The organism is Fusicatenibacter sp. (assembly GCF_977045365.1).
Map to the genome: position 1 here is coordinate 1 of NZ_CDRRUH010000079.1, position 11,430 is coordinate 11,430.

The window sequence follows — 11,430 nt, forward strand, 5'->3', positions numbered from 1 at the left end:
GGGGGGATTTTGTGCGTAATGGGACTGGCTACAAGAAAAAAGGGAAAAGAATACAGAAAAGAGGCTACTTATAAATATGCACTACTAAAAGCGAAATCTCTGAAGCAAGGGAAATTCTCTTGATTTTTTGTTCTATGGTTGCTATAATAAGCGTGAGTGTGGGGCGGAGGATAAACTTCGGCCCTTTTGTAGCTAACTATAAACGGAATCAACAAGATAAAGAGGTTAAATCAATGACAAGAATAGACATCATTTCAGGATTCCTGGGCGCAGGAAAAACAACCCTGATCAAAAAACTCCTCGGAGACGCGCTGAAAGGACAGCAGGTTGTCCTGATCGAGAACGAATTCGGTGAAATCGGAATCGACGGAGGCTTCTTAAAAGATGCCGGTATCGAAATCCGTGAAATGAATTCCGGCTGCATCTGCTGCTCTCTCGTAGGAGATTTTGGTGCAGCATTAAAAGACGTTATCACCAAATATCACCCGGATCGTATCATCATCGAGCCATCCGGCGTAGGTAAACTTTCCGACGTCATCAAGGCTGTAGACGGTGTGGAAAAAGAAGCAGGCGTAGCCCTGAATTCCGCAACAACCGTAGTCGATGTTATGAAATGCAAAATGTATCTTAGAAACTTCGGCGAATTTTTCGAGAACCAGGTTAAGAGCGCAGGAACCATCATCCTGAGCCGTACCGATAAGGCTGACACTGCAAAAGTAGAGGCAGCAGTAAAGATGCTCCGCGAGCTGAATCCGGAAGCACACATCATCACCACACCGGTTGAAGTTCTGGGCGGCAAGAAAGTGCTCGATACCATGGAAGGTGCGATCATCAACCTTGAGCAGGTAGAAGAGCATCATCACCACCATCATGACCACGACGGCGAGTGCTGCTGCGGCCACGATCACGACGAGGAGCATGAGCACCATCACCACGATCATGATGACGAGTGTGGATGCGGCCATGATCACGAGCATCATCATCACGACCATGATGACGAGTGTGGATGCGGCCATGATCACGAGCATCATCATCACGACCATGATGACGAGTGCTGTTGCGGCCATGATCACGACCATGAGCATCATCATCACCACGATGATGAGTGCGGATGCGGTCATGAGCATCATCACCATCATCACGCAGACGAAGTTTTCACAAGCTGGGGTCAGGAGACTGTGAAGACCTTCACCAAAGAGCAGATCGAAGGCATCTTAAAGAAACTTTCCGAGGATACCGCTTATGGTATGGTTCTTCGTGCCAAAGGTATGGTAGCAGGCGCAGATGGACAGTGGATCTATTTCGATATGGTTCCGGAAGAGTACGAAGTACGTGACGGAGCACCGGAATTCACCGGAAGAATCTGTGTCATCGGTTCCAAATTAGCAGAAGATAAGCTGGCAGAGCTGTTCGGACTGTAAAATACAAAGTAGCTGCAAAGCTTACGGTTCGCAGGCTACCTGTGAACTGTAACGAAGCTGCCGCATCAGAAACAAAATCCGATGTGGCAGCTTTTTTTCTTGATTTAGAGACAAAGCAAAAGGTACGTTCGGAATCTCAGCCGCAAAAGCAAGTGCAGAAAGATTCCGGGAGTACGTCAAAGACAATGGAGGTACAAAATGTACGAAGAAGACGAAGTAGAAATTCCGATTTACCTCATAACAGGATTTCTGGAGAGTGGAAAAACCTCTTTTATCAATTTTACCGTAGCACAGGAATATTTCCAGATTGACGGACCGACCCTTCTGATCACAACCGAAGAGGGTGAGGTAGAGTATGACGAAAAAGAACTGCTCAAACACAATACCGTACTGGAAATCGTAGAAGGACCGGAGCAGTTTACCTTAGATTACCTGAAAAAACTGAACCGTAAATATCGCCCGGAGCGTATTATTCTGGAATACAATCCGCTCTGGAGTGTAAAAAAACTGGAAGAAATGGAGCTGCCGCGCGGCTGGGGCATTGTACAGGAGATTGTGACGGTCGATGCAAGCTGCTTCCAGATTTATATGCAGAATATGAAATCTGTTTTCATGGAGATGGCAAAAAATGCGGATATGGTTATGTTCAACCGCTGTCGTCCGGAAGATCCGCTTCCGGCATTCCGCCGCAGCATCAAAGTAGTCAATCAGGCATGCGACGTTCTGTTTGAGAACGAAGAAGGCGAAATTGACAACATTTTTGAGGATCAGATGCCGTTTGATACCGATGCCGATGTGATCGAGATTGATGATGCCGATTATGGAATCTGGTATGTCGATATGGGCGATAACCCGGAGCGTTACGAGGGCAAGACTGTTCATTTCCGCGGTATGGTATTAAAGAGCAAAGATGTCGGAGCTGATTTCTTTGTTCCGGGCCGTATGGCAATGACCTGCTGTGCAGATGATACTTCTTTTATCGGCTATGTCTGCAAATGCGCAAGCGCCAAATCTCTCGTGATGGGTTCCTGGGTTGACGTGACTGCAACCGTAAAGTGGGGCTATATGAAGGTTTACGACGGCGAAGGCCCGGTTCTGTATGCAAAAGAAATCAAACCGACCAAAAAGCCGGAGAGTGAGCTGGTATACTTTAACTAAGCATTGCCGAAGCGTTTCAGCGAACAAAAGAGCAGGAAAACGACTGCTCTTTTATTCGTGTTCTTTCATTCGGCAGATGGAAAAACAATACATCATTTTCCGGTGCGGCGGAGCAGCTATTCGGTTATGCGCAAGTAGCGAAGCGAATTACGAATATCCGCTTTGGCCGCGGCGTGAACAAAAACTGCGCCGGAAAATGGTCTGATGACAGGAGAATTTATGTATATTATAGTAGGTCTGGGAAATCCGACGCGCCAGTATGAGGGCACGAAGCACAACGTCGGATTTGATACCATCGATTATCTGATTGACGAATATCAGATCCCTTCCTCCGGTACAGGCCACAAGGCACTGTTCGGAAAAGGTATGATCGCAGGTCAGAAGGTCATCGTTGCAAAGCCGATGACGTATATGAACCTGAGCGGTGAGTCCGTGCGGGAGCTGGTGAACTATTACAAGGCAGATCCGGAGAGCGAGCTGATCGTGGTGTATGACGATATCAGCCTGGCACCGGGACAGATCCGCATCCGTAAAAAAGGAAGCGCGGGCGGCCACAACGGCATCAAAAACATCATCGCCAATCTTGGCACCGACCGCTTTATGCGTGTGAAGGTCGGCGTCGGTGAGAAACCGAAAAACTGGGATCTGGCGGACTATGTGTTAAGTCCGTTTACGAAAGACGAACGTCCCCTTGTAAATCTGGCAATCGAGCATGCGGCAAAAGCAATCGAGCAGATGCTGAACGGGGATGTGGACGCAGCCATGAATGAGTATAACCGCAAATCTGCAAACCCGGCAGAGTAAGGAAAATGAAAGCGTTATTAGAACCGATCAAAGAAATTGCCCGTTTTGACGAGCTGTTCCGTGACCTGAAAAAAGGAGCCGCAGGTGTGACGGTGATCTCGGGCTGCCTGGAAAGCCAGAAAGCCCACATGATCGCCGGTCTTTCCGAGGATGCCCCGGTGCGGCTTCTGATTGCGGAAAATGAATTAAAGGCAAAAGAATTATATGAGGATTACCGGCTGTACGATGCAGAGACGCTGTATTATCCGGCGAAGGACCTGATTTTCTATCAGGCCGACATTCACGGAAATCTGCTGATCCGGCAGAGGCTTCAGGTGATCCAGGCACTTCTTGAGCGGAAGGAAGTCACCATCATCACCAGCGTGGGGGGATGTATGGACTTTCTTCTGCCTCTTGACGTGTTCGAAAAACATTGCATCCATCTGCGCAATGACAGCGAACTCGATCTGGATAAAATAAGAAAAGAGCTGGTGCGGCTCGGCTATGAGCATACCTTCCAGGTGGAGTCGACCGGCCAGTTTTCCGTTCGCGGCGGCATTCTCGATATTTATCCGCTGACGGAACAGAACCCGATCCGGATTGAGCTCTGGGGCGATGAGATAGATTCCATCCGAAGCTTCGACGCGGAGAGTCAGCGGTCGATTGAAAACCTCGAGGAAATCACGATTTATCCGGCATCGGAGCTGATTTTAACAGAGGATACAATCGCGCGCGGCGTAAAAGCCATAAAAAAAGAGGCGAAAGCGCAAAGCACAAAATTCCGCGACAAAATGATGACAGAAGAAGCGGCACGGGTCTGCCATGCGGCAGAGGAAATCTGCGACCGGATCGGAGAAGGTGAAATTTTGCAGGGAGCTGAACAGTATCTTCATTATTTTTATCCGGAAACCGTTTCTTTTCTCGATTATTTGCCGGAGAGCAGCCGCATTTTTCTCGATGAACCAAACCGTATCATCGAGTGTGCCACCGCGCTGGAAGCAGAGTTTCAGGAGAGCGTGAGCCACCGTCTCGAAAAGGGATATCTTCTGCCGGGGCAGGCGAAGCTGATGTGCAGCACATCGGAACTGACAGCGAGACTGAACCGCCGCGGCTGTGTTGCCGTGTCGCTGATGGAGCCGCAGAAGGGCGAGTGGAATATCCGTGACGAGTTCAGTGTGACGGTAAAATCGGTCAATTCGTATAACAATCAGTTCCCGCTTCTGGTAAAAGATCTGAAATCCTGGAAAAAGGCGGGTTACCGTATTGTACTGGCGAGTCCGTCGCGGACGAGAGCGCAGCATCTGGCGGAGGATCTGCAGAATGAGGAGATTCCGGCATTCTACAGCGAAAACGAGGAGCGTGTTCTGAACCCGGGTGAGGTCATGCTGATCCACGGCGCGGCCCGCAGAGGCTTTGAATATCCGATGCAGAAATTTGTGCTGATCACAGAGACGGATATTTTTGGAAAAGAGAAGAAGAAAAACCGGAAGAAATCGGAGTATTCCGGTCAGAAAATCCAGAACTTTGCGGATCTTTCGATCGGTGACTATGTCGTGCATGAGAGCCACGGCCTTGGTATTTACCGCGGTATCGAGAAAATTGAGATGGATCGCGTAACGCGTGATTATATGAAAATCGAGTATGCGGGCGGATCGAACCTCTATGTGCTGGCTACCCAGCTCGATACGCTGCAGAAGTATGCGTCCGGTGAAGCTGCAAAGGTGCCGAAGCTGAATAAGATCGGCGGTCAGGAATGGAATAAAACGAAGACACGGGTTCGTCATGCGGTAAAAAATATCGCACAGGATCTCGTGAAGCTGTATGCTGAGCGGCAGGCGTCATCCGGCTATCAGTTCGGAAAGGATACGATCTGGCAGAAGGAATTTGAGGAACTGTTTCCGTTTGAGGAAACGGACGATCAGCTTGCGGCGATCGAGGCGACAAAGGCGGATATGGAGAGCAAAAAGATTATGGACCGTCTGATCTGCGGCGATGTCGGATACGGCAAAACCGAGGTTGCGATCCGTGCAGCGTTCAAGGCAGTACAGGAGAGCAAACAGGTCGTCTACCTCGTTCCGACCACCATTCTGGCACAGCAGCATTACAATACGTTCGTTGAGCGCATGAAGGATTTTCCGGTGCGCGTTGATCTTCTGTGCCGCTTCCGCACGCCGGCAGAGCAGAAAAAGACGTTGGAGGATCTGAAAAAAGGACTCGTGGACATCGTCATCGGAACACACCGCGTTCTGTCGAAGGACGTAAAGTTCAAAGATCTTGGCCTTCTGATTGTCGATGAGGAGCAGCGGTTCGGCGTGACACATAAAGAAAAAATCAAACAGCTGCAAAAAAATGTAGATGTTCTGACACTGACGGCGACGCCGATTCCACGTACCATGCACATGAGCCTGATCGGCATCCGCGATATGAGTGTGCTCGAGGAAGCGCCGCAGGACCGCCAGCCGATCCAGACCTTCGTCTGTGAATACAATGAAGAAATGGTCCGCGAGGCGATTAACCGTGAACTGGCGCGGGGCGGGCAGGTTTACTATGTCTATAACCGTGTCCAGTCGATTGCGGATATGGCGAACACGATCCAGAAGCTCGTGCCGGATGCAAATGTGGGATTTGCGCACGGACAGATGAAGGAGCGCGAGCTCGAGAAGATCATGTACGGCTTTATCAACGGAGAGATCGATGTGCTCGTGTCGACGACGATCATCGAGACAGGACTTGATATTTCGAATGTCAATACCATGATTATCCACGATTCCGACCAGATGGGACTGTCGCAGCTCTATCAGCTCCGCGGCCGCGTCGGAAGATCGAACCGGACGTCGTATGCGTTTCTGATGTACCGCAGAAACAAGATGCTAAAAGAAGTGGCGGAGAAACGCCTTCATGCGATCCGTGAATTTACGGAGATGGGAAGCGGTTTTAAAATTGCGATGCGTGACCTTGAGATCCGCGGCGCCGGAAATCTGCTGGGCGCGGAGCAGTCAGGCCATATGGAGTCGGTCGGATACGATCTCTATTGTAAAATGCTCGCAGAGGCGGTCCAGGAGGCGAAGGGCATCGCACCGGCAGAGGCATTCGAGACAACGATTGATTTGAATGTCAGTGCCTATATTCCGGACAGCTACATCAGCAACGAGGCGTTGAAGCTTGACACATACAAGCGAATTGCGGCGATTGAAAATAAGGAAGAGTATGAAGATATGACAGAGGAGCTGACCGACCGCTTCGGGGAGCCACCGAAAAATGTGCAGAATCTTCTGGCTGTCGCAGAACTGAAAGCGCTGGCGCACTGCGCGTATGTGACAGAGCTGAAACAGATGGGCGATTCGGTACGTGTCACCTTACAGCAGCATGCCAAAATCGATGTGGCGCGGATTCCGGAGCTGCTGCAGAAATACCGTGATGAACTGAAATTTCAGATGGAGTCGCTGGCGTTTGTCTACACGCCGCGGCGGAGAAATTCAAAGGAAAAGATCGATCTGCTGGAGAAGAGCCATGCACTGGTGGAAGATCTGCTGCGGATCACACAGGAGTGAAACACTCGCATACCCCCAAAATCGTGTGAAAAAGGCGTGAACAGGGAAGAAAAAAGTTGCTCTGTATCAGCAAAAAGGGTATAATAGAAAAAGCGTTTATAAAAATCGATGCAGGACCGGAAATTCGAACGTGTAAAAAAGTCGGGCATTTGAAAGCCCCGGACAGTTTTGAAAAGGTAAATTCTTTTTGAGCATACATTTCATCCTGCATGAGGAGGAAGTAATGAAAAATTTAAAAGCAAAAGCAGTCTGCGTTATGCTGAGTGCTTCGATGGCAGCGATGGGACTGACCGGCTGCGGTTCCGAAAATGTGGACGGAACAAAAACGGCAATTACCGTAAATGACGAGTCGATTACACTCGGACAGGCAAATTTCATGCTGAGATATCAGCAGGCCACCATGTACAATTATTATTCCCGGATGTATTCGATGTACGGAATGCAGATGCCGTCTGAGATGTACGACAAGGAAGGCGACGATGGAAAGACCACTGGAGAAACGTTCAAGGAGCAGTCTCTTGAGACGATCGAAAAAGAGCTTCTGATGCGGCAGCACGCAGAGGAATATGGAATTTCCCTGACAGATGAGGAAAAACAGCAGGCGAAAGAGGCCGCACAGGCATTCGCAGATAAGAACGGTGATGATGTGATGAAAAAGCTGCACGCAACCGTTGAGGATATTCAGGATGCGCTGGAGCTGTATGTTATCCAGACCAGAATTTACGATCCGATCATCGCAGATGTAGATACCGAGGTATCGGATGAAGAGGCAAAGCAGACGTCGATCAGCTACATTACGGTATCCACAGCAGGAACCGAGAAGGATGACGATGGAAAAACGATTGATTTGACGGATGAAGAAAAAGCGGCAAAGAAAGAAATCGCACAGAGATTCCTGGATCTCTTAAAAGAGTCTGAGGATCCGGCCACCGCATCGTTTACCGATCTGCGTAAGGAGCTGAACGATCAGTTAAATGCGGAGAATACCGCGGATTCTGCTGATTCCGAAGACAGCTCTGATGAGAACAGCTCTTCTTCGAGTGCTTCCAGTACAAGTGCATCCAGCACTTCAAGTACAAGCACTTCCAGCAGCTCGAGCAGCGATTCCTCTTCTGAGGTTTCTTATCTGACTTCTTCCGAGACATCCTTCGGAACCGGATCGGAGAAAGACGATGACGATACCTGTTCTCTTGGAGATAAGGTGGCGGAAGAAGCAGCAAAGCTGAAGGATGGCGAGTATTATGACGGTGTCATCGAAGGCGACGATGCATATTATGTGATCCGTGTAGATAAAGCATTTGACGAGGATAAAACCGAGTCCAGAAGACAGACTATCATTTCCAACCGCAAATCGGATAAATACAACGATACACTGGACGGATGGGTAAAGGAGAGCGATATCAAGGTTGCATCCAACTGGAAAAAGCTTGAAGTAACGGACGCAGATCTGTATACGATGACAGTTGATAGTGCTTCTACAGATTCCACAGATGGAACCACAACCGACAGCACAACGTCTGACAGCACGACATCAGGCAGTACCGAAACGACATCGACAGGCAGCACAAGCGATGCTTCAACATCCTCAGGCTCTGCGGAATAAAACATACGATTATGACAGAAAGCAGCCAGATCCCTAAAGTGAGCCGGCTGCTTTTTGGTGTCTGAAAATACTTTGCAGAATCAAACAAAAAGAGAAAATAATAGGGAAATAATGGAGGGGGATTGACAACCAGGGGGGGGATCTATAGAATAAAAGTATAACCAATGTTCGTGCAAAATTAAGAAAGGAGATGGAAAACATGAAGAAGGCAGTGATTTCCGTATTTGCCTGTACAGCGGTATTTGCATTACTTGCGTGTGGAAAAACTGCTGCATCAGGAAACAGTTCCGAAGCATCTGACTCAACGGTTTCGACGGTATCGACAACGACTGTGACGACATCCACACAGATGGAAAATGTACAGAAGCCGACCCGCGTAAATCAGGAGTCAAGATTGTCTCCTGGATCACCGAAGAATACTCCAATTGACCACTCAAGATTTTATGAGGTTACAACCAGCGGAACGCATCATTCAGAAACAAATCATCATCACTAGGGAGTAGAAAAGGGGCATCTTAACGGATGCCTCTTTTTTTTCTTGTCGAAAAAACAATACAATGCTATACTGAACATGAATTTGCCGCGAAAATGCGGTGGATTTAGAAAAAGCAGCCTGGATTTGTCAGTATACGCGGACATGTGCTGCAGGTAACTCGGGCAGAATGGAGAGGAAAACATGACAAGAGAAGAATTTGAACAGCTTGCCGGAGCAGGTGTCATTTTACTGGATGGCGCGACCGGATCAAATCTGACAAAAGCGGGAATGCCAAAAGGAGTCAGCACAGAACTGTGGGTTCTGGATCATCCTGATATCCTGGCAAATTTACAGAAGGCTTACGTGGAGGCGGGAAGCCAGATCGTCTATGCGCCGACTTTTGGTGCAAACAGACTGAAATTAGCGGATTATGGAAGAGAGAACGAGGTGGAGGAGCTGAACGCACGCCTGGTGGACATTTCGAAAAAAGCGCTTGCCGGAACAGGTGCGCTGATCGCGGGAGATTTTTCCACACCGGGAAAAATGCTGCAGCCAAAAGGTGATCTCTCTTATGAAGAGCTGCTGGAATCCTACACAGAGCAGGTAACGGCAGTAGCAAATGCGGGTGTTGATCTTCTGGTAGCGGAGACGATGCTGAGCGTGGACGAAACGTGTGTCTTTATGGATGCTGCACTTTCTGTCTGCGATCTGCCGATCATGTGCTCTCTGACACTGGAAGCAGACGGCTCTGCGCTGTTTGGAGGAAATGCAGTGGAGGCAGTCGAGACACTGCAGGAAATGGGAGCATCCGCCGTCGGACTGAACTGCTCCGTAGGACCGGATCAGCTTGAGGCAGTCGTAAATTCCATGAAAAAAGTGGCAAGAGTACCGGTTATCGTAAAACCGAATGCCGGCCTGCCGAAAATCACGCCGACCGGTGAGGCAATCTACAGCATGGATGCGCCGACGTTCGCAAAATATATGAACATTCTGGTGGACGCAGGTGCAGGCATTGTCGGCGGCTGCTGCGGAACGACACCGGAGTATATTCGTCTGGTGAAAGAAATGCTGGATGCGAGAAAGTAAATCAAAGGTTACAATTCGCAGGAAACTGTGAGATGTAATGAATTCCCCTGTTGCGGACAAAATCTGTACAGGGGAATTTTTTTTCCTTTACAGGAAATTTTGTTGAATTTTCCTGTAAAGGAAAAAGCCCTCTGGGCAGGATCGCACTGCAAGACAAAACAGATTTCAACGATCTGGTTTGATGGACAGCCTGGGTGGAGAAAAAAGATAGGAAGTCTGGAAAAAAGACATGGAATTGTGGAGAAAAGTCTGGTAGAATACGTGTCGTGTGGAAAACTTTCCGCACAGAAAGGATGATAAAGGATGTATCAGAATTATATTTTTGATTTATATGGAACCCTGGTAGATATACATACGAATGAAAAGAAAGCGTATCTCTGGAAAAAAATGAGCCTGTTCTTTGGGATGAAAGGCGCCGCCTATGAGCCGAAAGAACTCCGGATGGCGTATGAGACAAAAATCAAAGAGCAGGAGGCTGCACTTGGAATGGAATGCCGCGGCAGCCATGTACCGGAAATCGACATTGCCGATGTGTTCCGGCAGCTGTTTGAGGATCAAGCTGTTTCGGTAACGGAAGAAGAAATTGCGGATCTGGCGAAAATGTTCCGTGCGATTTCGATAGAAGAACTGAAACTGTTCCCAGGTGTGCCGGAAATGCTGCAGCGTTTAAAAGACGCAGGAAAGAAGGTTTTTCTGCTGTCCAATGCACAGGCGCTTTTCACCGCGCCGGAAATTTCCCTGCTTGGACTGACGAAATACTTTGACGGAATCCTGCTCTCATCGGATGCCGGTGTGAAAAAACCGGATCCGGCGTTTTATGAGATGCTGCTGAAGCAGTATCACCTCAATCCGGCAGAATGCCTGATGACCGGAAATGATGATATCGCTGACTGCCACGGTGCAGCTTCTGCCGGAATTGCAAGCCGTTACGTGGCAACGCGCCAGTCTCCGAAAATAAACGGCCCGCTGCCGGAAAACTGTGAGAAGATCGCGGCGATTGCGGAGCTATTCTAATGAAAGGGCACTCCTGAAAAATAATGCGAAAAAAAGGGGCTGTCGCACTTCGCTGGGTGTTTGTAAAACAGTTTTCGAGAATGGCACGGTAACTGCCTGTCAGGACTGGTTACGAGTACCCGGCTAGGCCGAGGAAGCATCAAGTCCCTTGTCCGCACCGCAAAGGTGTTGGCATGGGGCTTTTTTGTATATCGGGGTGTTCTTTCATTGGAAAGTATGGTATACTCGGCTTAATAAATCGGAAGTTATATGTGGAGGAGGATTATTATGAATACAGTTAGAATGATTTTATGTGGAAATGTTGAAGATAGCAGAATGAATCCAAGTGAAAAGGTAGGA

The 11,430-nt window shown here is 48.7% G+C and carries 8 protein-coding genes; all 8 read left to right on the top strand.

Annotated features, from left to right (window positions below; all coding sequences use genetic code 11):
* Window positions 1-233 precede the first annotated feature (233 nt).
* The 8 genes from ACY2VW_RS13265 to ACY2VW_RS13300 all read left to right on the top strand — a co-directional run bounded on the left by ACY2VW_RS13265 (window position 234) and on the right by ACY2VW_RS13300 (window position 11,091).
* Window positions 234-1,421, top strand: coding sequence for a GTP-binding protein (locus tag ACY2VW_RS13265; RefSeq protein WP_461878377.1), 1,188 nt, complete (start codon window positions 234-236; stop codon window positions 1,419-1,421).
* 198 nt (window positions 1,422-1,619) lie between these two features.
* Window positions 1,620-2,579 (top strand): TIGR03943 family putative permease subunit, encoded by a 960-nt coding sequence (locus tag ACY2VW_RS13270; protein WP_119221852.1) that lies wholly within the window; start codon window positions 1,620-1,622, stop codon window positions 2,577-2,579.
* 219 nt (window positions 2,580-2,798) lie between these two features.
* Window positions 2,799-3,383: an aminoacyl-tRNA hydrolase gene (gene pth, locus ACY2VW_RS13275; protein ID WP_461874336.1), complete on the top strand. Its 585-nt coding sequence runs from the start codon at window positions 2,799-2,801 to the stop codon at window positions 3,381-3,383.
* A 5-nt stretch (window positions 3,384-3,388) separates the two neighbouring features.
* The gene (gene mfd / locus ACY2VW_RS13280) at window positions 3,389-6,913 is read left to right on the top strand and encodes a transcription-repair coupling factor (RefSeq protein WP_461878378.1); all 3,525 of its coding nucleotides are present in this window, start codon (window positions 3,389-3,391) and stop codon (window positions 6,911-6,913) included.
* Window positions 6,914-7,136: 223 nt separating this feature from the next.
* Complete coding sequence (locus ACY2VW_RS13285; RefSeq protein WP_461878379.1) at window positions 7,137-8,516, top strand: SurA N-terminal domain-containing protein; 1,380 nt, start codon at window positions 7,137-7,139, stop codon at window positions 8,514-8,516.
* Window positions 8,517-8,715: 199 nt separating this feature from the next.
* Window positions 8,716-9,012 (top strand): hypothetical protein, encoded by a 297-nt coding sequence (locus tag ACY2VW_RS13290; RefSeq protein ID WP_461878380.1) that lies wholly within the window; start codon window positions 8,716-8,718, stop codon window positions 9,010-9,012.
* Window positions 9,013-9,192: 180 nt separating this feature from the next.
* Window positions 9,193-10,077 carry a homocysteine S-methyltransferase family protein gene (locus tag ACY2VW_RS13295; protein WP_461878381.1) on the top strand — a complete coding sequence of 295 codons (885 nt, stop codon included), beginning with the start codon at window positions 9,193-9,195 and terminating at the stop codon, window positions 10,075-10,077.
* A 303-nt stretch (window positions 10,078-10,380) separates the two neighbouring features.
* On the top strand, window positions 10,381-11,091 hold the full coding sequence (locus ACY2VW_RS13300) for an HAD family hydrolase (protein ID WP_461878382.1): 711 nt from the start codon (window positions 10,381-10,383) through the stop codon (window positions 11,089-11,091).
* The last annotated feature ends 339 nt before the right edge of the window (window positions 11,092-11,430 follow it).